This is a genomic window from Methylobacterium sp. J-030, assembly GCF_022829545.1.
GTDB lineage: Bacteria > Pseudomonadota > Alphaproteobacteria > Rhizobiales > Beijerinckiaceae > Methylobacterium.
Map to the genome: position 1 here is coordinate 16,904 of NZ_JAKSYM010000277.1, position 22,333 is coordinate 39,236.

Genomic DNA, 22,333 nt, shown 5'->3' on the forward strand with positions numbered 1-22,333 from the left:
GGTGGACAAAGCTGGTCTTCTCAAGGCGATCGCCAACACCGGCTACAACGTAGGGTTCGGCGCGAAGAAGCATTTTGCGACCTTCGACCTTGTCGAGAAAGTGCCGGGTTGGATCGGCTTCATATCAAGCGCGGTCGGAATATTCGCGTTGGTTTGGGAGCCCCTCTCTGCAAAGGTACCCTCAGCCTGTCTTGCCGTGCTTGGGCTATGCAACGTCTATATCGCAGCCTATCGAAGCAAAGAATACGATGAGGTCGGTCGGAAGCTGACCCAAATTTACAATCAGCTTCGAGATTTATATTATGAGGTCCAAGGTGGTTCTGACATAGAGCAAAGCCGCGCTCGCCTAACAGAACTCGAGAGCGACTTTTATGCTGTATCAATCAGCAAGCAAATATTATTTTCAGATTGGTTCACGCACTACAAGTTTTTCGCACAGCAAGAAAGAGCATGGATAAACGAGCAGCGACAATTTACCTGGAAGGATATGGTACCTTTATCGCTGAGGATGGCGCTCGTAGTACTCGCTGTGGCTCTGCCCGCCGGAGCCTATCTCCTGTGGCGCAACTGATCGCATTACCTTGGTCTTGAAATTCGGGCAGTTCGATTGGGGTGTACCCCCAACAGACTAGCCAGGCGATGGCCTCGTGGGGTCAACTTGACCATCCATAGCGTACCGGACATCATCGTACCATCCTAAGCGGACCGGAAGACGCGATGCACGTGCGGGCCTACATGCGCGCTTCGACCCAAGAGCAGGACGCTGAGCGGGCGCGCACGGCGCTGGAGGCGTTCGCCACCGAGCGCGATCTTCGGATCGCGGCTTGGTACGTTGAGAACGAGAGCGGTGCACGCCTGGCCCGCCCCGAGTTGTTTCGGCTCCTTCGCGACGCCCATCCGGGCGACGTAATGCTGATTGAGCAGGTCGACCGCCTGTCCCGCCTGACCGCGGACGACTGGGAGGCTTTGAAGGCCGAGATTGGCGTCCGGCGCGTGCGCATCGTGGCGCTCGACCTGCCGACCTCTTGGAGCATGGCGTCCTCGGCCACGGACGCCTTCACCGCCCGGATGTTCGAGGCCGTGAACGGCATGCTGCTGGACATGCTCGCGGCGGTCGCACGCAAGGACTACGATGATCGGCGTCGGCGGCAGGCCGAGGGGCAGGCCCGCGCGAAGGTAGAGGGGCGCTACAAAGGCCGGATCGAGAACGTCGCTCGCAACGATGGGATCGCGCGAATGCTGGCAGCGGGGATCCCCTGGTCCTCGGTCAGAGCAACCACCGGGGCGAGCCGCGCCACGATCGCGAAGGTCGCCAAGCGGGTGCACGCCGCGGCGCAGGTCGAGGCATCTCGATGATGGCTCGAGTGTTCCAGCTGCCGACCGTCCATCGGCCGTCTATGCGGCCCAGTCGGACATCGGTGGGTACGAGCCGTCGACGGTCCCGGTTATTCCGTCGTACCCTGGTCGTAACAAGGTCGTCGGCATATGCCGAGCGTCAAACCATTCTATATACATACGAAAGTGCCTGTACCCGTATTATAATTGTGGCAGCACCACCGGCTGCTCGTAGCGTCAGCGCCCGCGCGCTGACCGATCATCGACGCGGTGCCGCCCTGGCGGCGCCGCGTCGAGCCGCTTCCGAAATGGAGAGGAAGTGCCTAGGTCGTTGACGGACGATCGTTTGCCACACAATTCGGAACGACACAGGCCGCCGCAAGTTCTGTCCTGGCACAAAGGCGGAGACGGACCTTGCAGGCACCTGTGCGCTACAGCCCCGACGTCGAGGTGGTGAAGCCTGACGAGGGTGAGACCATCGCGGCACTGTGCCAGACCTTCGACACGATCCTGCAGCGCGTCGCCGACGATTCCGGACATGCGGTGCGCTCGGTCCACGCCAAGGCCCACGGCATCCTCGAAGGCGTGATGCGGATCGAGGACGGATTGCCGCCGGAACTGGCCCAGGGCCTGTTCGCAAAGCCCGGTGAGCACAGGGTGTACTTGCGGATGTCGACCAATGCGGGCGACATCCTGCCCGATGCCGTCTCGCTGCCGCGCGGCCTCGCCCTGAAGGTGCTCGACGCCCCCGGCGAGCGCCTGCCGGATGCGGACGGGACGACGCAGAACTTCATCATGGTCAACGGCCCGGTCTTCCAGGCGCCGAACGCCCAAAAATTCCTCGGGAGCCTCAAGTTGCTCGCCGGCACCACCGATCGGGCCGAGGGGCTGAAGGTCGCCGCCTCGACGGTGCTGCGCGGGGTCAACAGGGCGCTGCACGCGGTCGGCGTCGAGAGCTCGACCCTTGCGTCCCTCGGCGGCGCGCCGAACGTCGATCCCCTCGGTGAGACTTATTACAGCGTCACGCCGTTCCGCTACGGCGACTACATCGCCAAATTCTCCCTCCGCCCGGTCTCCCCCGGTCTGACCGCCCGCACCGGCACCGAGATCGACGCCTCCGGCCGGCCCGACGCGATTCGCGAGACCGTCCGCTCGGAGATGGCCGGCACCGAGGGTGTTTGGGAATTCCGGGTGCAGCTCTGCCGCGACCTGGAGCGCCAGCCGGTCGAGGATCCGACCGTCGCGTGGGACGAGGCGGAGGCGCCGTTCCACCGGGTCGCCACCATCACGGTCGGCCCGCAGGACAGCTGGGACGCGGCCCGGGTGCAGGCGGTCGACGAGGGGATGCGATTCAGCGTCTGGACCGGCCTCGCGGCGCACCGGCCGCTCGGCAACATCAACCGCGCCCGCAACGCGCCGTACCGGCACTCGGCCGAGTTCCGCGCGCGCTTCAACGGCTGCCCGATCCACGAACCGGCGGCACGCTGAGTGCGACGGGCCCCGGGGTTCACGGGACCCCGGGGCCGGTCTGGCGTGTTGGGCCGACACATCCTTCGGAGTGCTAACCATGAAGTCTCGCGCCGTCTCTCGTCCCGGGCTCGCCCTGGCTCTGCTATCCGGCGCGGCGCTGCTCTCCGCCCCCGCCCGGGCTCAGGACAAGCCGTCCGGCCAGGCATCTCTGGCCAAGGTCGCGAGCTTCGACCATCAGGTCACCGGCATCACGGTGAGCCGGGACGGGCGCCTGTTCGTCAACTTCCCCCGCTGGAGCGAGGACGCCCCGGTCTCGGTCGCCGAACTGAAGGACGGCAAGCCGGTGCCCTTCCCGGACGCCGAGTGGAACGGCTGGCGCAACGCGAAAGCCGACACGGTCGACCCCAAGACCCACTTCGTCTGCGTCCAGAGCGTCGTCGCCGATCAGCAGGACCGGCTCTGGGTGGTCGATGCGGCCGCGCCCGCGATGGCGCACGTCATCAAGGACGGCCCGAAACTCGTCGGGATCGACCTGAAGACCAATAAGGTGGTGAAGACCATCCCGTTCGACACCAGCACCGTCCTGCAAGCCTCCTACATCAACGACGTGCGCATCGCGCCGGACGGCAAGACCGCCTACCTCACCGATTCCGGCGCGGAGGGTGCGCTGATCGTGGTGGATCTCGACAGCGGATCGGCCAAGCGCGTCCTCTCCGGCCACGGCTCGACCATGCCGGACAAGAGCGTCACCGTTCAGTACGACGGCAAGCCCCTGCGCCGGCCCGACGGACGCGGTGTGAACTTCGCGGCCGATGGCATCGCCCTCTCGCCCGACGGCAAGACGCTGTACTGGCAGGCGATCAAGGGCAGGACGCTCTACAGCCTGCCGACCGACGCGCTCACCGGCTGGGCGACATCGTCCTTCGTCCCCGAGATGCTGAGCGATCGGACGCTGGGCGGGAAGATCGTGACGGTCGGCGAGAACGGCCCCGCCGATGGCCTGCTGATCGCCCGCAAGGACGGGCGGATGTACGTGACCTCGCCGCAGGACAATTCTGTGAAGGTCCGCGACCTCGCGCAGGCCGGATCGAGCCTCACCACCCTGATCCAGGATCCGCAGCTGCGCTGGCCCGATACGTTCAGCGAGGGGCCGGACGGTACGATCTACGTGACGACCTCGCACATCCAGGATTCGGCCGACTATAAGCCCGGCGCACCGATCAGCCTGCCGACCGAGCTGTGGGCGATCAAGTCCGGCCCGGGCGACGTCACGGGCTCGACCGGGGGGGCATCACGCTGAGCCGCGGCTCAGCGCGGCGGCACCGTCTCCGCGTGGTGGCCGAACAGCGGGGTCTCGGCGGCGGCGTTGACGATCACTGCGACATCCGCCGGTAGCAGGAAACCCTCGTCCTGCGCGGTGCGGGCGGCCGTGCGGACACGGTTCACGTAGTCCTGCTGGTCCTTGTACCGCTCGGCGAGCGATGGCTGGCCGGTGTCGTTAGACGGGCGTGTGCGGGCGAACGGCTGGTATGCTCCGACCAGCGAGCAGGTGAACGTGGCCAGCGGTGCGTTCTGCCCACCATGGACGCCGAGCGGGACCGCGATATCCGGCAGCCGCACGCCGCCGATCGGGTTGCCGTCCGCATCGCGCTGCGGCACCTGCACGATCGCCCCGGGAAGCGCCTTCGGTGCCTGCAGGACATTCGGATCGCCGGGGGCGGGCTGCAGCGGCATCAGCCGCGTCGCGGGCGGCTGCGCGTTCCGGGCCACCCAGGCGTCGAGACGCTGAAGTGTCGCGCGGGCCACGGGCGCCCAATCGAGCCGACCGGGCGGGAGCGTGCAGCTTTCCGCCTTCACCACGGTGACGTGCGAGGCTCCGGCCACGTCGTACATCCGCACGTTGGCCGGCAGCGGCAGGTCGGCGGTGCCGTGGGCGCCGGTCCGGCCGAGGGATGCGCGCAGGGATGCGTAATCCACCGTCGAGTTGAGCAGCATCATCTTCGGCGGCACTTCCCCGCGCCCCTCAACCGTGCCGACGATCTCGCCGATCGTCAGCGGCCCGTCGTTCACGCCGGGAAACTCTGGATCGGCGAAGTTCGGCGTCCGGTCACCGCTCGAATGCGGTCCCGTGCCGGATTGCAGGATCGGCAGCAGGCCCGCGCCCGAGACGAAGACGTGCATCCCGTCGAACACCCGCCGCCCCTGCGCGATGTTGAAGCCGTGCAGCAAGAAGGTCTTGAGGAACCGGCCGTCCTGGGATTTGCCGGTTCCGATCGTCCGGTTGATGGCTCCGGCCAGGGGATTGGGCGTGCCCGCGGGATCGGCCGCCGCGTGAGCCAGGAAATCCGCCGCGTCGCGGACGATCGCGAAGCCGACGCCCTCGACGAAGCGCCGCTTCCCGTCTCCATCCGTGAAAGCCGGCAGATCCGCCCCGCGGCCGAGTTCCCAATAGATCTCCGCTACGGCGTAACCACGATCCTCCAGGAAGCCGGTGCCGGGTTCCAGATTGCCGGACTGCATCGGGAGGGTCCGGGGACTGTTGTAGAGTGCGCTCGCGTAGGCGTTGCCGCGATTCGGTACGTCAACCAGCAGCGCGCCGTTGCCAGCGGCGGAATCGGCCGGGATGAACAGGATGATGCGGGCCGCGAAGGCGACCTTGCCATCCTTCGTGCGCTCCGCCTTGTCGAGGTCGGGAATGCCGGCCTCGTCCGGTGCGAGCTCCCCATGCACCGTACCTTCGAGACGGACGTAATCCCCTGCCGCGAACGTGCCGTAGGGCTGGCGGTCGGTGATCTCCAGGCGGGTCACCGCGGCCTGCGCGGCGCTTCCGCCCAATACGACGGCGAGCAGCGCGACTGCGCTCAGAAAACGGCCCATGGCGATCCCTGTGCCGATCCGGCTTCCTCCGAGCTGGATCCACCCGCGACCATCGCCGCGGCCAAACGCCAGCGCAAGTGGAGGGCGACGCCACGTCGTTACGTACGGATGTCCGACGTCGCCCGTGCCCTGCCGGACCGCCGGCTCATACGGCCTTGCCGACGAGGCTGCCGATCCCGGCCGTCACCGCCATGGCGAGCGCACCCCAGAAGGTCACGCGCGCCGTGGCGCGCATGAGCGGAGCGCCGCCAGCCTTCGCGCCGAGGGCGCCGAGCCCGGCCAGGAACAGCAGAGAGGCCGCCGAGACCGCGTAGACCGCCACCGGTCCCGGCGATAGCGCCGCCACCAGCAGTGGCAGGGCGGCGCCGGCCGAGAAGGTCGCGGCCGAGGTCAGGGCCGCCTGGACCGGGCGCGCCGCCGTGATCTCCGAGATGCCAAGTTCGTCGCGGGCATGAGCGCCGAGTGCGTCCTTCGCCATGAGCTGATCCGCGACCTGAAGGGCCAGCGCATGGTCGAGGCCCCGGTCGACGTAGATCCGGGCGAGTTCCTCCCGCTCGGCCGTCGGATCGCTCGCGAGTTCGCCGCGCTCCCGTTCGAGGTCGGCCCGCTCGGTGTCGGATTGTGAGCTGACCGAGACGTATTCGCCCGCCGCCATGGACATCGCGCCGGCCACGAGCCCCGCGCAGCCGGCGACCAGAACCTCGCCTGGACCGGCTGCCGACGCGGCGACGCCGACGATCAGGCTCGCCGTCGAGACGAGGCCGTCATTGGCGCCGAGGACGGCGGCGCGCAGCCAGCCGATCCGATTGATCAGGTGCCGCTCGGAATGGACGGGTCGCATCGTGATCAGGGACTCGGCGAGACTGGGCTGGGGGCTGGATCCGACGCATCGGTTTCCCGCGGCAGGATACGGCTGCCCTTGGCGCTCAGGAACCAGAGGCCGGCGGTCTCGTCTCCGGGCCGCCTCGGTCTCACCAGCCCGCGGGCGAGAAGGGACCGCACGGTGCGCATCTCCCAGGGCCCGGGCGACGGCAGGGCGCCCTCACGATCCAATCGGCGCAGCATGAGCTGCTGCCCAGGGGTGAGGGCCCGCCAAGCCGGGGACGGTTCAGAGTCGGACATCGCAGATTGGAACTAATCCAATCTGCGATGTCCTGGCAAGCCGGGCAACCGCGTGCCTCGCTGCGAAGTGATGCCGTGGCGGTCTGGCGGGCTGGGGCGGCCGCGTTGGGCTCGAGTTCTGCAGGCGTCGCGTCGGATCCGCTGCCCCCCCCGCGGGGGGGGCGGCAGGGCGCTACAGATGTCGATCCGGGATGTACTGAGACCGTCGATGGTTCCGCGGTGCGGTGCGTGCCCATCGCGACCCGACAACGTCGACTCATCCCGCCCATCACGCGCAGGCCACGGCCGCAAATCCTAATGCGATCCTTAGACCGACGCCCCCGGTCCTCGCTCGATCCCTAACGCGGTTCCGCCCACGTTCCGAGCGGGCCAAGGACCAACGCAAAGCCTCCGCGAACGGCCCGCCGAACCGGACACGACACCCATGCTCGACATCGTCTTCATCGCCGGAGGGCTCGCCTTCTTCGCGGCCTCAGCCGGCTACGCTTCGCTCTGCGACCGGCTGTGAGGGAGGCTGCCATGACCCTCGACCTCGCCCTCGGCGCCTGCGTCACCGCCGGCCTCCTCGTCTACCTCACCTACGCCCTCGTCCGCCCCGAGCGGTTCTGAGCGGCCCCGCAGGACCCCCTCCCATGACCGTCAACGGCTGGATCCAGATCGCGCTGTACTGCGCGGTTGTTCTGGCGCTCGTGAAGCCCCTCGGGTCGTACATGACCCGCGTCTTCACCGGTGAGCGCACCGTCCTCTCACCCGTGCTCGGCCCCGTCGAGCGCGGGCTCTATCGCGTGTCCGGCATCGATTCGCGCCAGGAACAGCACTGGCTCGCCTATACCGGCGCGGTGATCCTGTTCCACGTGCTGGGCTTCGCGGTGCTCTACGCGATCCTGCGCCTGCAGGCGGTCCTGCCGCTCAACCCAGCCGATCAGGCCGCGGTGGCGCCGGACCTCGCGTTCAACACGTCAGCGAGCTTCATCACCAACACCAACTGGCAAAGCTACGGCGGCGAGACCACGCTCTCGTACCTGACCCAGATGCTGGGGCTGACGCACCAGAACTTCCTGTCGGCCGCGACCGGCATCGCGGTGGCGGTGGCGCTGATCCGCGGGTTCGCCCGCGCCTCCACCGGCACGATCGGCTCGTTCTGGGTCGATGTCACCCGGGCGACCCTCTACGTGCTGCTGCCGATCTGCATCCCCTACACGCTGTTCCTGGTCTGGCAGGGCATGCCGCAGACGCTCAGCGCCTACGCCGACGCCACGACGCTGGAGGGCGCCAAGCAGACCATCGCGCTGGGTCCGGTGGCGAGCCAGGTGGCGATCAAGATGCTCGGTACCAACGGCGGCGGCTTCTTCAACGTCAACGCCGCGCACCCGTTCGAGAACCCGACCGCCCTGTCGAACTTCATCCAGATGGTCTCGATCTTCGTGATCGGCGCCGCGCTCACCAACGTGTTCGGCCGCATGGTCGGGGACGAGCGGCAGGGCTGGGCGATCCTCGGCGCGATGGGGATCCTGTTCCTGGCGGGCGTCGCCGTCACCTACTGGGCCGAGGCCAATGGCAGCGCGGTGCTCAATAGCTTCGGGCTGACCGGCGGCAACATGGAGGGCAAGGAGACCCGCTTCGGCATCGCGGCCTCGGCGCTGTTCGCGGTGATCACCACCGCGGCCTCCTGCGGCGCCGTGAACGCCATGCACGATTCGTTCACGGCGCTGGGCGGCCTGATCCCGCTGCTCAACATGCAGCTCGGCGAGATCATCATCGGCGGCGTCGGCGCCGGCCTCTACGGAATGCTGATCTTCGTCATCGTGGCGATCTTCGTGGCGGGCCTGATGGTCGGCCGCACCCCCGAATATCTCGGCAAGAAGATCGAGGCGAAGGAGGTGAAGATGGCCATGCTCGGCATCCTCTGCCTGCCGCTGATGATGCTGGGCTTCACGGCGCTGGCGACCGTCCTGCCGGCGGGGCTTGCCGGCCCGGCCAATGCCGGCCCGCACGGCTTCACCGAGATCCTCTACGCCTACACCTCGGCGGCGGCCAACAACGGCTCGGCCTTCGGCGGGCTGACGGCCAACACGCTGTTCTACAACTCGACGCTCGCCATCGGCATGCTGGTGGGGCGGTTCTTCGTGAAGATCCCGGTTCTGGCCATCGCGGGCTCGCTCGCCGCCAAGAAGACGGTTCCTGCTTCAGCGGGTACCTTCCCGACCCACGGCGGCCTGTTCGTGGGGCTGCTGGTCGGCGTGATCCTGATCATCGGCGGCCTGACCTTCTTCCCGTCCCTGGCGCTCGGCCCCGTCGTCGAGCACCTCGCGGGAGCGGCCGGCCAGACCTTCTCCACGGGGGGCTGAGATGCCGCGCGCCCTCCCCTCCCGGCGCATGCCGCACCACCACCGCATGCTGCGACGGCAACCACCTCGGAAAGGCCGCGCGCAAGCCGTGCGGACCTCCGACCTCGTGCTGGCGCTCCTCGGCGTGGTTCTGCTCGGCGGCTTCGCGCTGCTGGCGGCCTACGCCCTGACCGGCGGCATGCTGGTTCCCCGATCCTGACAGCGCCCGGCGCGCCGCGCCGGGCCTCCCCCACCCCTCCGGACTTTCCCATGTCTCGCCAGACGTCCTCCCTGTTCAGTGCCGCCCTGGTCGGGCCGGCCCTCCTTGGCTCCGTCCAGAAACTCGACCCCCGCGCCATGATCCGCAACCCGGTCATGTTCGTGGTCGAGGTCGTGGCGGTGCTGACCACGGTGCTGTTCGCCCGTGACCTCATCACCGGCGGCAGCGCCCTCGCCTTCTCCGGCCAGATCATCCTGTGGCTGTGGTTCACCCTGATCTTTGCCAACTTCGCCGAGGCGCTGGCCGAGGGCCGTGGCAAGGCCCAGGCCGACAGCCTGCGCCGCACCCGCACCGAGATGACGGCCAAACGCCTGAAAGGGCCCGGCCGGGCCTACGAGACGGTGCCCGGCACGTCCCTGAAGGTCGGCGATGTCGTCCTCGTGGAGGCCGGCGACCTGATCCCCTCCGACGGCGAGGTGATCGAGGGCGTCGCTTCGGTCAACGAAGCCGCCATCACCGGTGAATCCGCCCCGGTGATCCGCGAATCCGGCGGCGACCGTTCCGCGGTGACCGGCGGCACGCAGGTGCTGTCGGACGTCATCAAGGTCCGGATCACCGCGGCCGCGGGCTCGACCTTCGTCGATCGCATGATCGCCCTGGTCGAGGGTGCCTCCCGCCAGAAGACGCCGAACGAGATCGCCCTCAACATCCTGCTCGCCGGCCTGACCCTCGTCTTCGTCTTCGCGGTGGCCTCAATCCCGAGTTTTGCGAGCTATGCGGGCGGGTCGATCCCCGTGATCGTGCTGGTCGCCCTGTTCGTCACCCTGATCCCGACCACCATCGGCGCCCTGCTCTCGGCGATCGGCATCGCCGGCATGGACCGGCTAGTGCGGTTCAACGTGCTGGCCATGTCGGGACGCGCCGTCGAGGCGGCGGGCGACGTCGACACGCTGCTCCTCGACAAGACCGGCACGATCACCATGGGCAACCGCCAGGCCACCGAGTTCCGCCCGGTCCGGGGCGTGAGCGAACAGGAACTGGCGGATGCCGCGCAGCTCGCTTCGCTGGCCGACGAGACCCCGGAGGGCCGCTCGATCGTGGTGCTCGCCAAGGAGAAGTACGGCATCCGCGCTCGGGACATGGCCGGGCTCAACGCCACCTTCGTGCCGTTCACCGCGCAATCGCGCATGTCAGGCGTCGATCTGGAGGGGTCGTCCATCCGGAAGGGTGCGGTCGAGTCCGTGATCGGCTCGCTGTCCGGCCAGCCCCTGCCGAGCCGCGGCTCGAACGCGGCGCTCGCCTTCCAGTCGGCGGCCGACACCCAGGCGGCGATCGAGATCCGGACCATCGCCGAGTCGATCGCCAAAGCCGGCGGCACGCCGCTCGCCGTGGCGCGCGACGGGCGGCTGTTGGGCGTCGTCTACCTGAAGGACATCGTGAAGGGCGGCATCCGCGAGCGCTTCGCGGAGCTGCGCCGGATGGGCATCCGCACGGTGATGATCACCGGCGACAACCCGATGACCGCGGCCGCTATCGCGGCCGAGGCCGGCGTTGACGACTTCCTCGCCCAGGCCACCCCGGAGGACAAGCTGGCCCTGATCCGCAAGGAGCAGGCGGACGGCAAGCTGGTCGCCATGTGCGGTGACGGCACCAACGACGCCCCCGCCCTGGCGCAGGCCGATGTCGGCGTCGCCATGAACACCGGCACGGTGGCGGCCCGCGAGGCCGGCAACATGGTCGACCTCGACAGCGACCCGACCAAGCTCATCGAGATCGTCGGCATCGGCAAGCAACTGCTAATGACCCGCGGCGCGCTGACGACCTTCTCGATCGCCAACGATGTCGCGAAGTATTTTGCGATCATTCCCGCGATGTTCCTGGGGCTCTACCCGCAGCTCCAGGCGCTCAACGTCATGCATCTGGCCTCGCCGCAGAGTGCGATCCTGTCGGCGATCATCTTCAACGCACTGATCATCGTGGCGCTGATCCCGCTGGCGCTGCGCGGCGTCACCTACCGGGCGGTCGGCGCGGCGGCGCTGCTGCGCCGGAACCTGCTGATCTACGGCCTCGGCGGCGTCCTCGTGCCGTTCGTGGGCATCAAGGCGATCGACCTCGCCGTCAGCGCCCTCCACCTCGCCTGAATCGGTCCCTCGGAGACCTGCCATGCTCAGACAACTTCGCCCCGCCCTGGTCCTGTTGACAGCGCTCACGGTGATCACCGGCCTCGCCTACCCCCTCGCCATGACCGGCCTCGCGGGGGCGATCTTCCCCGCCAGGGCCGCCGGCAGCCTGATCGAGCGCAACGGCACGATCGTCGGCTCCAGCCTCATCGGTCAGAATTTCTCAGGCGCCGGCTACTTCCACGGTAGGCCCTCGGCCACCACGGCGCCGGACCCGGCCGATGCCTCCAAGACGGTACCGGCCCCCTACAACGCCGCCAATTCCTCGGGCTCGAATCTCGGTCCGACCAGCGCGGCGCTGGCCGAGCGGGTCAAGGGCGATCTCGATGTGCTGAAGGCCGAGAACGGCTCCGCGCCGGTGCCGGTCGACCTCGTCACCACCAGCGGATCCGGCCTCGATCCCGATATCTCGCCGGAGGCCGCCGACTTTCAGGTGCCGCGCATCGCCAAGGATCGCAAGATCGCCGAGGACACGCTGCGCGATCTCGTGGCGTCCCATCGCGAGGGTCGCACGCTCGGCCTCCTCGGCGAGCCGCGCGTGAACGTGCTGGCGCTGAACCTCGCCCTGGACGATCTCGCCAAGCGCTGAGCGACGCTATGTAGACACAGATGCCCGAGACCGGCCGCGACCCGAACCGCCCCTCGCCCGACGCGCTTCTCGAAGCGGCGCGCCGCGCGGAGCGGACGCGCGGCCGCCTCAAGGTCTTCCTCGGTGCGGCGCCGGGCGTCGGCAAGACCTACGAGATGCTCACCATCGGCCGCGCCCGCCTGAAGGCCGGGACCGACGTGGTGGTGGGCGTGGTCGAGACCCACGGCCGCGCCGAGACCGAAGCCCTGCTCGACGGCTTCGAGACGATCCCGCGGCGGCCGGTGCCCTACCACGGCACAGTCCTGGAGGAGATGGACCTCGACGCGCTGCTCGCCCGCCGGCCGGCCCTGGCGCTGGTCGACGAACTCGCCCACACCAACGCGCCGGGTTCGCGCCATCCGAAGCGCTATCAGGACGTCGAGGAACTGCTCGATGCCGGCATCGATGTCCTGACGACGCTGAACATCCAGCACGTCGAGAGCCTGAACGACGTGGTGGCCTCGATCACCCGGATCCGCGTGCGCGAGACCGTGCCCGACGGCGTCCTCGACCGCGCCGACGACATCGAGGTGGTCGATCTCAACCCCGACGACCTGATCCAGCGCCTGAAGGACGGCAAGGTCTACGTCCCGACCAACGCCGAGCGCGCGTTGAAGCACTACTTCTCCCGCGGCAACCTGACGGCGCTGCGGGAACTGGCGCTCCGGCGCACCGCCGACCGGGTCGACGACGAACTTCTGGGCCACATGCGGGCCAACGCCATCGCGGGCCCCTGGGCGGCGGGCGAGCGCGTTCTGGTCTGCGTGAACGAGGACGCGAGCGCGTCGGGCCTCGTGCGCTACGCCAAGCGCCTCGCGGACCGCCTGCACGCGCCCTGGACGGCCCTGGTGATCGAGGGCGCCCGCGCGGCGTCCCTCCGGGAGGCGGAGCGCGACCGGATCGCCGAGACCCTGCGGCTGGCCGACCGGCTCGGCGGCGATGCGGTCACCCTGCCGGGCGGCCGGCGCATCGCCGACGACGTGCTCGAGTACGCCCGATCGGCCAACGTCAATCACATCGTGGTGGGCAAGGCGACCCGGTCTTGGCTGTTCGAGCTCGTCAACGGCTCCGTCGTGCACGACCTCGTGCGCCTGAGCGGCAACATCAGCGTCCACGTCGTCCGTGGCGAGGCCGTCCCGGACGAGAAGCAGCCCCGTCGCGCCATCACGGTGGCGGCCCCGCGGGCCGGCTTCGACATCCGCCCCTACGCCGTCGCGATGGCGGCGATCGCCACGGGACTCGGCGCGGCGATCCTCGCCCAGCCCTACGCGGGGGTCGAGAACGCCGACCTGTTCCTGCTGACGGCCGTGGTGGCGGTGGCGGTGCGCTGGGGGCTCGGGCCGGCGCTCGCCGCGGTCGTGGCGGCCTCGCTCGCCTACAACTTTTTCTTCCTGCCGCCGGTCTATACCCTGACCATCGCCGACCCGACCAACGTCGCGGCGTTCCTGCTCTTCACCCTGGTGGCCGTGCTGGTCTCGAACCTCGCGGCCCGCGCCCGGCGGGTCGCGGTGGTCAGCCAGGGCCGCGCACGGGCGACCGAGCGGCTGTTCGGGTTCTCGCGGAAACTCGCCGCCTGCGGGACGCTCGACGACGTGCTCTGGGCCACCTGCGCCCAGGTGGCCGCGATGCTGAAGGTCCGCGTCGTGGTCCTCCTGCCGGACGGCAAGTCCGTCACGGTGATGGCCGGCTACCCGCCCGAGGACATGCTGGAGGCGGCCGACGTGGCGGCGGCGCAATGGGCCTTCGACAACGATCGCCCGGCGGGCCGCGGCGCCGACACCCTGCCCGGCGCCAAGCGCCTGTTCCTGCCGATGCGCACGGGGCGCGGCACGATCGGGGTGATCGGCCTCGACGCGGACGGTACGGGTCCGATCCTGACGCCGGAGGGACGCCGCCTCCTCGACGCCCTGACCGATATGGGCGCGCTGGCCATCGAGCGGGTGCGCCTCGTGGAGGATCTCGACCGGGCCGAGCGCGCCGCCGAGACGGACCGCCTGCGGCAGGCGCTGCTCACGTCGATCAGCCATGACCTTCGCACGCCCTTGGCCTCTGTGCTGGGCGCGGCCAGCACGCTGCGCGATCTCGACTCCGCGCTGATGGCCGCGGCGAAGGCGGAGCTGCTCGGCACCATCATCGAGGAGGCGGAGCGGCTTAACCGCTTCATCGCCAACCTCCTCGACATGACGCGCCTGGAAGCCGGGGCGGTGGCGCCCAACCTCTCGCCGCAGGATATCGGCGAGACCGTCGATACCGCGCTGCGGCGGACCCAGAAAATCCTGGCCGGACACCGCGTCGTCGTCGAGGTCGCGCCGGATCTGCCGACGCTCGCGCTCGATCCGGTCCTGTTCGAGCAGGTTCTGGTCAATCTCCTCGACAACGCCGCCAAGTATGCGCCGGAGGGCTCGACCGTCACGGTCCGGGCATCGCGGGAGGGGGCCGAGGTGCGGCTCGCCGTCCTGGATGAAGGCGACGGCCTGCCGGAGGCCGATACCGAGCGGGTGTTCGACAAGTTCTACCGCGCCCGCAAGGGCGACCGGGTCCGGGCCGGGACCGGGCTGGGGCTCGCCATCGCCCGGGGCTTCGTGGAGGCGATGGGCGGGACCGTCACGGTGACGAACCGCCGGGAGCGGAGCGGGGCCTGCTTCACCATCACCCTACCGGTTCCGGTGCCGGTCGCGGCGAAGGACATCGCGGCCTGATCGTCCGGCCCGTCAGTGCGCCCCGCCCACGACGACGAACTTGAACAGGAAGATCGCCGCGATCACCCAGACCACCGGCTTCACCTCCCGCGCCCGGCCGGTGAGCAGCTTGAGCGCCGCGTAGGTGATGAAGCCGCAGGAAACGCCCGTGGCGATCGAATAAGTGAACGGCATGAGAAGCGCGGTGACGCAGGCCGGGATCACCTCGGTGAGATCGTCCCAGTCGAGGTCGGCCAGTTCGCGCAGCATCAGGCAGGCGACGTAGAAAAGGGCCGGCGCGGTGGCGTAGGGCGGCACCGCCTCGGCGAGGGGCGCGAAGAACAGGCAGGCGAGGAACAGGACCGCCACCGCCACCGCGGTGAGTCCGGTGCGGCCGCCCTCCTCCACCCCGGCGGCGCTCTCGAGATATGCAGTGGTGCTCGATGTCCCGAGCAGCGAGCCCGCGAAGACCGCGACGGAATCGGCCATCAACGCCCGGTCGAGGCGGTCCATCCGGCCCTCGGTGAGCAGCCCGGCGCGGTTGGCGACACCCATCAGGGTCCCGGTGGCGTCGAACAATTCGACCAGAAATAGGACCAGGATCACGTTGAGCAGGCCGCCCGACAGGGCGCCCGGGATATCCAGGGCGAACAGCGTCGGGGCGATCGAGGGCGGGAGCGCGACGATGCCCTGGAAGGTATTGCCCGCCACGGCGAAGCTGAGCACCGTCACCGCGAGGATGCTCAAGAGCAGCGCTGCCCGCACCCTCCGCGCCGACAGAACGGCCACCAGCAGGAAGCCTGACACCGCCAGCACCACGTCCGGCCTGTGCAGGTCGCCGAGGGTCACGAAAGTGGCGGGGCTCGCCGCGACGAGGCCGGCATTCTTCAGGGCGATGATGGCCAGGAACAGGCCTATCCCCACCGTGATGGCGATGCGCATCGCGCGCGGAATCCCGTCGACGATGATCGCCCGCAGGCCCGTCAGCGTGACGATCAGGAAGCAGAGACCGGAGATGAATACCGCGCCGAGGGCGGCGGGCCAGGGGAAGCCGAGGCCCTGCACCACCACGAAGGCGAAATACGCGTTGAGCCCCATCCCCGGCGCCAGGGCGATCGGATAATTGGCGTAGAGCCCCATGATGGCCGAGCCGAGCGCCGCCACGAGGCATGTCGCCACGAAGACGGCGCCCCGGGGCATCCCGGCATCGGCCAGGATGCTCGGGTTGACGAAGACGATGTAGGCCATCGTCAGGAACGTCGTCAGGCCCGCCAGCAGCTCGGTGCGAACGCTGGTGCCGTGTTCGGAGAGGCGGAAGGTGCGTTCGAGAAGGCCGTCGGACGCCGCGGCCGCCGGGGGCGTGTCCCCCTTCATACAGCACCCTCGTTCGGGCCGGCCGCGACGGCCCGGTAGATCCGGTCGGGCGCGAACGGCGTCGCGGTAAGCCGTGCCCCGGTCGCGTCGCGGATCGCGTTTCCGAGCGCCGCTGCGACCGGATTGAACGGCGATTCGCTCATCGATTTCGCGCCGAGCGGACCGACGCTGTCGTAGGTCTCGGCGAACAGGACCTGCGTGTCCGGCACGTCGGCGCAGGTCGGAATGTGGTAGTCGCGAAACGCCTGCGTGATCACCCGGCCCTCGGAATCGATCCGGAAATCCTCGTAGAGCGCGGCGCCGATTGCCTGCGCGACGCCGCCCTCGACCTGGCCGCGGCACTGTATCGGATTGATGAGGCGCCCCGCATCGGCGGCGTGGACGCTCCGGAGAATGCGTACCTCCCCGGTCTCCGGGCGGACGGCGACCCGGAAGGCCTGGACGTTGAACGACACCGAGCGCGGGCTGCCATCGGCGCGGCCGTCTGCCGCGAGCGGCGCGAGCGCAGCGAGTGCGAGCGGGCCGTGCGGGGTCTGGACCGCGTCGCCGGCGAGGTGGCACTGCTCGGTCGCCGAGCCCGACAGCTCGGCCGCGCGGGCAAGGATCCGGTCCGCCAGGGCCTCGGCGGCGCGCTGCACCGCGAGGCCGCCGACCACGGTGCCGGTGCTGCCATAGGCACCGGTATCGTGCGCGACCGCGTCCGTGTCGGCGCCGAGGATCCGCACGCGGTCGGGATCGGCGCGTAACGCCGAGGCCGCGATCTGGCGATGCACCGTGCTGGTACCGTTGCCGAACTCGGCGGTGCCCACCCGGGTGCAGTAGGTGCCGTCGGTCTCCAGGCTCACCCGGGCGTCGGCGACGTGGCCCCGGGGCGGGATCGTGTCGATCATCGCCATCGCCATGCCGGTCCCGGCACGCCAGCCCGGCTCCGCCTCGGGCCCGGGATCGCTCCGCAGCGCCGCCTCCACCAGATCCAGGCACTGGTCGAGCCCGTAGCTGCCGAACACCACATCGTGCGGCTCCAGGCTGTTCGACACCATGGCGTCGCCCGGCTTCACGGCGTTCAGGCGGCGCAGCGCGAACGGATCCACGCCGAGACGCCGGGCGATCTCGTCCAGGGCGGATTCGAGGGCGAAGATCGTCTGGCTCAGGCCGTAGCCCCGGAAGGCGCCGGACGGCACCGTGTGGGTGTGGACCGCGCGCCCCGTGACCCTTTTGTTCGGGCAGGCATAGGCGGCCAGCACCTCGTTGCAGCCGTGGTGGATCACCCCGCCCGCATGATTACCGTAGGCGCCGGTATCGGACAGGACGTCGAGGTCGAGGGCCGTGAGCGTCCCGTCCCGGCGGGCGCCGACCGTCACGGTGACCCGCATCGGGTGGCGGGTCGTGGTCGCGATGAACTGCTCCTGCCGGGTCAGCTCCCAGCGCACCGGCCGGCCGGTGCGGAGCACCGCCAGGGCGACGAGGTCTTCGGTCAGCATCTCCTGCTTGCCGCCGAAGCCGCCGCCGACCCGCCCGCCGACGACGCGCACCGCGTCCCGCTCCAGGCCGAACAGGTCGCATAGGGCATCGCGGGTCAGGAACGGCACTTGGCTGCTGGTACGCAGCGTCAGGCGGCCGTCCGCATCGCGCCAGCCGATGCAACCGTGGGTCTCCAGCGCCGCGTGCTGGAGGCGCTGGGACAGGAAAGACTCCGTATAGACGATGTCGGCCGACGCGAGCCCCGCCGCGAGGTCGCCGACCTCGCCGCGGACCTCGGCGGCGAGGTTCGGGTGTCGGCCGAGCGGCGGCGCGTCGGCGCCGGGATCGTCGCGGGGATCGTGGACCCGCGGCGCATCGTCTTCGAGGGCGCGGTCCGGATCGAGCTGCGCGGGTCGGGTCTCGTAGGTCACCCGCAGGGCCCGGCAGCCGGCCTCGGCGACCGCCTCGGTCTCGGCGACCACGGCGGCGACCCGTTGGCCGACGAAGCGCAGGATCGGGTCGAGTACGCGCGTGTCGGCGGCATCGTCCCGGGGATCCTGGTGGCGACCGGTGGAGAAGCGGCCTGTCGGCGCGTCCGCATGGGTGAGGACCGTGACGACGCCGGGCATCGCCAAGGCCGCCGTGGGGTCGATCGCCACGACGCGGGCATGGGCATGCGGCGAGCGCAGCACTTTGAGGTGGAGCGTATCGCCGGGCGGGAGGTCGAGCGTGAAGGCTGCCCGTCCGGAGACCACCTGCGCCGCCGCGGGGGCGGGCACGTTCCGCCCGACCGGATCGCCGTCTTCCGGTCCGTCGGCCACGTGGCGGATCCCCGCAACGGCATCGCGGATCGCGCGATAGCCGGTGCAGCGGCAGAGATTGCCCTTCAGCGCGGTGCCCAGATCCCGCCGCTGGCCCTGGTCCAGGGATGCTGCGGTCATGATCATGCCGGACGTGCAGAAGCCGCATTGGAAACCCTGGGCGGCCAGGAACGCGGCCTGCATCGGATGCATCGCGTCGGGCGACGCGCCGCCCGGCCGGCAGGGGCCGGCGAGTCCTTCGATGGTGGTCACGCCACGGCCCTCGGCGCGGAACGCCGGGATCAGGCAGCTATGGACCGGCTCACCGTCGAGATGGACCGTGCAGGCACCGCAATCACCCGCGTCGCAACCCGTTTTGACGCCGAACCAACCAGCCTCGCGCAGGTAGGTACGCAGGCACTGACCTGGCCGCGGCTCCGCCATGTGCGGGGTCCCGTTGATCGTCAGATGCATCGGTCGCCCTCCTTCAAGGCGTCGCGGATCTCCAAGGCGAGGAGACCGGTGACGTGACGCCGCCAGTCGGGCCGGCCGTGGACGTCGTCGTAGTAGAGCGCCTCGGGGATCGCGGTGGCCAGCGCCGTGGCGAGGTTCGCATCGTTCGGAAGGGCGTCGAAGGCGAGGCGGATCGGCCGGCGCACCGCGGCCGTCACGGTGAGCGCGATGGTACCGTCCGCGTGCCGCGTGCCGATCAGGAGCGCACCCGACCGGCCCGCCGGACTCAGGCTGATGCGCCGGAACGCCGTCCGCCGCGCCAGCGCCTCCGGTGAGAACCGGAGGCTGCGCAGAATCTCGCCAGGGCGCAGGGCGTTGCGCCGGGGGCCGAGCACGAAATCCGTCGCGGGCAGGTCCCGCTCAGCCCCATCGGCGGACCAGATCGTGCAATGCGCGTCAAGCGCGACGGCCAGCGCAGTCATCGGTCCGGCGGGAAGAGCGAGGCAGAGATTGCCGCCGACGGTCGCGGTGTTCCAGATCTTGAACGAGCCGAGGAGCGCCCGGCAGCATTGCCCGATCAGGGGTGCCGCGCTCCATGCGGGTGGGAGATCGAGCCGGTCGAGCTGCGCTAGCGTGCAGGTGGCCGCGAGCGTCAGGCCTTCGGCTCCGATCGCGTGCGGGGGCCAGCCGAGACTGACGAGGTCGACGAGGCGGCGCGTGCCCGGCTGCGGCTCGGAGAACAGCCACGTCCCGCCCGCGAGGCACGCATCCCCCTCCCGCCAGACCGGCAACTGGCACCGGGTCCGGGGCCGGAGAACGGTCTCGACGGTGTTGAGATCCATACCGGGTCGCCGATCTGACGGGGGACGTTTCGCGCTCGCACTATGCGTGCCGGTGCGCAGGGGCGGTCAAGCCGGTCCGCGCGTGTCAGGCTTGGCCCGGCGCCGGTTCCCACCTTAAGCTCGGCACCCGTTCAGCCTTACCTGGAGACCGCCATGCCGCTGATCGCCGCGCGCTACGGAAAGGAACGCGTCCGCGTGCTGCGGCTCGTCCGCGAAGGGGATCATCACATCCCGCGCGAACTGACGCTGTCGGTGATGCTGACCGGGGCCTTCGACGCCGCCTGGACGGAGGGCGACAACCGGGCCTCCATCGCCACCGACAGCGTGAAGAACATCGTCAACGTGACGGCGGCCCGGAACCCCGCCCTCGACGCGGAAGCATTCGTCACCGCGTTGGCCAAGGTACTGCTCGACACCTACCCACAGATCGACACGGTCGCGATCGAAGCCGAGGAGACCCGGTGGCGGCGCCACGCGGTCGAGGGCGTCCCGCACGGCCACACCTTCACCCGGGACGGCAACGGCTACGGCTTCGTGGTGCTGGCCGCCGACCGAACCGGATCCAGCCTGCGCTCGGGCCTGCGCGGCTTCACCTTCATGAAGACCACCCAGTCGGGCTGGACCGGCTTCGTCGATGACCGGTACCGCACCCTGCCCGACGCGACCGACCGGATCGCCGCTACCAGCATGGATGCGACGTGGTCTTGGTCGGCGACGCCGTCCGATTATGAAATCCTGAATGCTCGAATCCTCGCCATCCTGCTCAGGGTCTTCGGGACGACGTACAGCCGGGGCATCCAGGATAGCATGTACCGGATGGGCGAGGCCGCGCTCGCGGAGGTGCCGGAACTCGCCGACATCGCCTTTGTGATGCCGAACAAACACTATCTGCCGATCGACCTCAGGCCGTTCGGGCTGGATCACGCCAATGCCATCTTCCAGCCGACCGACGAGCCGTACGGTCGGATCGAGGCGACGATCGGCCGCCGTGGGTGACCAGCCGCAGGGCGTGGCGCCGCGGCTCGGTAGCGGATTGCGGCGAACACGGTAGATGCTGCAGCATGACAAGTGCGTGATCAATACAATCTCCGGCTGAATCGTTCGTGTTGTTCTCGTCTATAGCGAGCGACAGCTGTCAGGCTTCTATCCTTTAACGCGAGCGTAACGGGCGCAGGACTATAGAAAGTTGCTGCGCCTTTGGGAGGTCGACGCCACGTACGTGACCCGAACCAGGGTCGTACCGCGGCGGACGTTCCCTCCTGATGCGAACGCGCGTGCCCTCGACGGGCTCGGCCCTGCACTCGGAGAGAACGATGTTGGCGCGCTTGACGGGGCGACGGGATCAGAATGCCAAGCTTGCTGCCCTGAGCCGCTCACTGGCCACGATCGAGTTCGCGTTGGACGGCACCATCCTGGATGCCAATCCGAACTTCCTGGCCGCCATGGGCTACACCCTGGGTGAGATCCAGGGGCGTCACCACAGCCTGTTCATGGAGCCCACGCTGCGGGACAGCGCGACTTACCGGCAGTTCTGGGAACGTCTCCGGCAAGGCGAATTTCAGACCGCCGAGTACAAGCGCATCGCGAAGGGCGGACGCGAGGTCTGGATCCAGGCAACCTACAACCCGGTGCTCAACGCGACGGGAAAGCCGGTCAAGATCGTCAAGTTCGCCACCGATATCACCGCCGAGAAACTGCACGCCCTCGATCTCGAAGGGCAGATCAAGGCGCTCCATCGCTCGCAGGCGGTGATCGCCTTCACGCTCGACGGCACGATCGTGAGCGCCAACCAGAATTTCCTCGACGCCGTGGGCTATCGGCTCGACGAAATCGTCGGCTGCCACCACAGCCTGTTCGTTGGCGAGGGTGAGCGTTCGGGGGAGGATTATCGGGCGTTCTGGAGGGCCCTCGGTCGCGGCGAGTACCAGTCCGGCGCGTTCAAGCGCGTCGCCAAGGGCGGTCGCGCAGTCTGGATCCAGGCGACCTACAATCCGATCACCGACGAGGCGGGGCGGCCCATCCGGGTCGTCAAGTTCGCAACCGATATCACCGCAGAGGTGAACGAACGCGCACGCCGGGCCGAGATCCAGAAGGCGGTCGGCGACGAACTCGATGCGATCGGCGGCGCCGTCTCGGACGTGAGCCGGCAGACCCAGGAGGCGGCTCAGACCGTGGGCCAGGTCACGCAGGATATCAGGTCCATGGCGACAGGCTCGGAGCAGCTTTCGCTCTCCGTTAACGAGATCAGCCAGCAGGTGAGCCACGCGGCGATTATCGCCGGACAGGCCGTCGACCAGGCCGCGCGCACGGGCGAGATCGTGGCCGGGCTGAGTGCGCAGGCCACGCAGATCGGCGACGTGGTCGGCCTGATCTCCGGCATCGCTGCCCAGACCAATCTGCTGGCGCTGAACGCCACGATCGAGGCAGCCCGCGCGGGTGACGCCGGGCGCGGCTTCGCGGTGGTCGCCAGCGAGGTGAAGACCCTGGCGCTGCAGACCGGCCGGGCCACCGACGAAATTCGCGGACAGATCGCCGCAAGCCAGGCGACGACCCGGAACGCCGTGGA

Annotated in this window: 16 protein-coding genes; 11 read left to right on the forward strand and 5 right to left on the reverse strand. The window is 69.2% G+C overall.

Translation table 11 applies throughout. The features are described 5' to 3' along the window. The first annotated feature begins 1 nt into the window (after position 1). The 4 genes from MKK75_RS20185 to MKK75_RS20200 all read left to right on the forward strand — a co-directional run bounded on the left by MKK75_RS20185 (position 2) and on the right by MKK75_RS20200 (position 4,105). Complete coding sequence (locus MKK75_RS20185) at positions 2-571, forward strand: SLATT domain-containing protein (RefSeq protein ID WP_244044302.1); 570 nt, start codon at positions 2-4, stop codon at positions 569-571. A 146-nt stretch (positions 572-717) separates the two neighbouring features. Beyond that, a complete protein-coding gene (locus tag MKK75_RS20190) occupies positions 718-1,356 on the forward strand; it encodes a recombinase family protein (RefSeq protein WP_244044303.1) in 639 nt (212 codons plus the stop codon). A 393-nt stretch (positions 1,357-1,749) separates the two neighbouring features. Continuing rightward, entirely contained in the window at positions 1,750-2,823 is a 1,074-nt protein-coding gene (locus MKK75_RS20195) for a catalase family protein (RefSeq protein WP_244044304.1), read from the forward strand. 79 nt (positions 2,824-2,902) lie between these two features. After that, entirely contained in the window at positions 2,903-4,105 is a 1,203-nt protein-coding gene (locus tag MKK75_RS20200) for a major royal jelly family protein (RefSeq protein WP_244044305.1), read from the forward strand. 8 nt (positions 4,106-4,113) lie between these two features. Here the strand turns inward: MKK75_RS20200 and MKK75_RS20205 are convergent, their stop codons facing one another. Then, positions 4,114-5,682, reverse strand: coding sequence for an alpha/beta hydrolase domain-containing protein (locus MKK75_RS20205; protein ID WP_244044306.1), 1,569 nt, complete (start codon positions 5,680-5,682; stop codon positions 4,114-4,116). 145 nt (positions 5,683-5,827) lie between these two features. After that, positions 5,828-6,523 carry a VIT family protein gene (locus MKK75_RS20210; protein WP_244044307.1) on the reverse strand — a complete coding sequence of 232 codons (696 nt, stop codon included), beginning with the start codon at positions 6,521-6,523 and terminating at the stop codon, positions 5,828-5,830. A gap of 800 nt (positions 6,524-7,323) precedes the next feature. On the opposite strand from MKK75_RS20210, the gene MKK75_RS20215 reads away from it, so the two are divergent. The 5 genes from MKK75_RS20215 (at position 7,324) to MKK75_RS20240 (ending at position 14,858) form a co-directional block, all read left to right on the forward strand. Beyond that, a complete protein-coding gene (locus MKK75_RS20215; RefSeq protein ID WP_020091582.1) occupies positions 7,324-7,413 on the forward strand; it encodes a K(+)-transporting ATPase subunit F in 90 nt (29 codons plus the stop codon). Between the two features lie 23 nt (positions 7,414-7,436). Further along, the gene (kdpA, locus tag MKK75_RS20220) at positions 7,437-9,152 is read left to right on the forward strand and encodes a potassium-transporting ATPase subunit KdpA (protein ID WP_244044308.1); all 1,716 of its coding nucleotides are present in this window, start codon (positions 7,437-7,439) and stop codon (positions 9,150-9,152) included. Between the two features lie 249 nt (positions 9,153-9,401). Then, positions 9,402-11,492, forward strand: coding sequence for a potassium-transporting ATPase subunit KdpB (gene kdpB / locus MKK75_RS20230; protein ID WP_244044310.1), 2,091 nt, complete (start codon positions 9,402-9,404; stop codon positions 11,490-11,492). A 22-nt stretch (positions 11,493-11,514) separates the two neighbouring features. After that, on the forward strand, positions 11,515-12,120 hold the full coding sequence (locus tag MKK75_RS20235; protein WP_244044311.1) for a K(+)-transporting ATPase subunit C: 606 nt from the start codon (positions 11,515-11,517) through the stop codon (positions 12,118-12,120). Positions 12,121-12,140: 20 nt separating this feature from the next. Then, positions 12,141-14,858, forward strand: a complete 2,718-nt coding sequence (locus MKK75_RS20240) for a sensor histidine kinase (protein ID WP_244044312.1) — start codon at positions 12,141-12,143, stop codon at positions 14,856-14,858. A gap of 12 nt (positions 14,859-14,870) precedes the next feature. On the opposite strand, the gene MKK75_RS20245 is transcribed toward MKK75_RS20240, so the two are convergent. From MKK75_RS20245 to MKK75_RS20255, 3 genes are read right to left on the reverse strand one after another with little or no spacing between them, the layout of a single operon-like run. After that, positions 14,871-16,211, reverse strand: a complete 1,341-nt coding sequence (locus tag MKK75_RS20245) for an NCS2 family permease (RefSeq protein ID WP_244044313.1) — start codon at positions 16,209-16,211, stop codon at positions 14,871-14,873. Then, positions 16,208-18,946, reverse strand: a complete 2,739-nt coding sequence (locus tag MKK75_RS20250) for a molybdopterin-dependent oxidoreductase (RefSeq protein ID WP_244044314.1) — start codon at positions 18,944-18,946, stop codon at positions 16,208-16,210. Before MKK75_RS20250 ends, MKK75_RS20245 begins: the two co-directional genes overlap by 4 nt. After that, a complete protein-coding gene (locus tag MKK75_RS20255) occupies positions 18,937-19,767 on the reverse strand; it encodes an FAD binding domain-containing protein (protein ID WP_244044315.1) in 831 nt (276 codons plus the stop codon). Before MKK75_RS20255 ends, MKK75_RS20250 begins: the two co-directional genes overlap by 10 nt. Positions 19,768-19,920: 153 nt before the next feature. On the opposite strand from MKK75_RS20255, the gene pucL reads away from it, so the two are divergent. Together pucL and MKK75_RS20265 are read left to right on the forward strand one after the other, a co-directional pair. Next, positions 19,921-20,763 carry a factor-independent urate hydroxylase gene (pucL, locus tag MKK75_RS20260; protein ID WP_244044316.1) on the forward strand — a complete coding sequence of 281 codons (843 nt, stop codon included), beginning with the start codon at positions 19,921-19,923 and terminating at the stop codon, positions 20,761-20,763. 317 nt (positions 20,764-21,080) lie between these two features. Further along, on the forward strand, positions 21,081-22,333 hold a 1,253-nt coding region (locus MKK75_RS20265), incomplete at its 3' end, for a PAS domain S-box protein (protein WP_244044317.1).